This window comes from Pseudonocardia yuanmonensis, assembly GCF_039542425.1.
In the GTDB taxonomy this organism is placed as follows: Bacteria; Actinomycetota; Actinomycetes; order Mycobacteriales; family Pseudonocardiaceae; genus Pseudonocardia; species Pseudonocardia yuanmonensis.
Window position 1 is genome coordinate 1 of the sequence record NZ_BAABIC010000065.1, and the last position, 1,065, is coordinate 1,065.

Annotated in this window: 1 protein-coding gene; it reads right to left on the reverse strand. The window is 70.7% G+C overall.

Annotated features, from left to right (window positions below; translation table 11 throughout):
* Positions 1-1,065, reverse strand: a 1,065-nt coding sequence (locus tag ABD990_RS34130) for a metal-dependent hydrolase family protein (RefSeq protein ID WP_345384938.1), incomplete at both ends; no start/stop codon positions are given.

The following is a 1,065-nucleotide window of genomic DNA, read 5'->3' on the forward strand; positions in this document are numbered from 1 at the left end:
GTGATGTCGGCGAGCGGGTCGCCGTCGACCAGCAGGAGGTCGGCGAGGTAGCCGGGCTGGACCTTGCCCAGCTCGTCGGGCCGCAGCATGATCTCGCCGCCCCAGGCGGTGGCGGAGATGATCGCCTCCATCGGGGTGAAGCCCAACAGCTCCACGAAGTGCTGCAGGTCCCGGGCGTAGGTCCCGTGCGGCGTCCAGGCGAACCCGTAGTCGCCCCCGGGCAGCACCTTGATCCCGCGCCGGTGCATCTCGCGCAGCCCGGCGATGGCCATCTCCAGTTCCTTCTTGTACCCGACGGCCTCGGCGGCCTCCTGCGGGAACCCGAAGGCCTCGGCCTCGTAGAGGGTGGCGACGAGCCAGTTGATCCCGGGTGCGACGAACACCCAGTCCTTGTTGGCCTCGAGCATGTCCATGCCCTCGGCGTCGGTGAAGCTGGCGTGGTAGATGACGTCGACGTGGTGGCGCACGCACATCTTCACGCTCTCGGCGCTGCGGGCGTGGGCGCAGACCCGCTTGCCGCGCCGGTGCGCCTCGGCGACGGCGGCGGCCACCTCCTCGTCGGAGAAGTAGGTGTCCTCCGCGCGCTGGGTGCCGGTGATCTCCTCGCCGGTCATGGACAGCTTGATCTGGTCGACGCCGATGTCGATCAGCTCGCGCACCGCCTTGCGCATGCCGTCGGGTCCGTCGGCGAACTTGGTGATGGACTTGATCAGCGCGCCGCCGGTCACGGCGATCTCCGGGCCGTTGGCCAGGTAGCGGGGGCCGGGGATGCGGCCGGCGTTGATGGCGTCGCGGCACACGACGTCGAGCCGGTCCTTGGCCGAGGCCGCGCCGAGGCACATGGTGTAGCCGGAGTCGATGTAGGTGCGCGCGGACTCGATGGCGAAGAGCAGGTGCTCCTCGACGGGCATGGTGCCCAGGCCGTCGAGGTCCGCGGAGTTGTTCCAGGAGAAGTGCGTATGGGCGTCGCAGAGCCCGGACATCAGCGTCCGGCCGCGGCCCTCCACCACACGCGCGCCGTCGGCGCGGGCGGGGTCGACGGTGCCGACCGCCGCGATGCGGTCG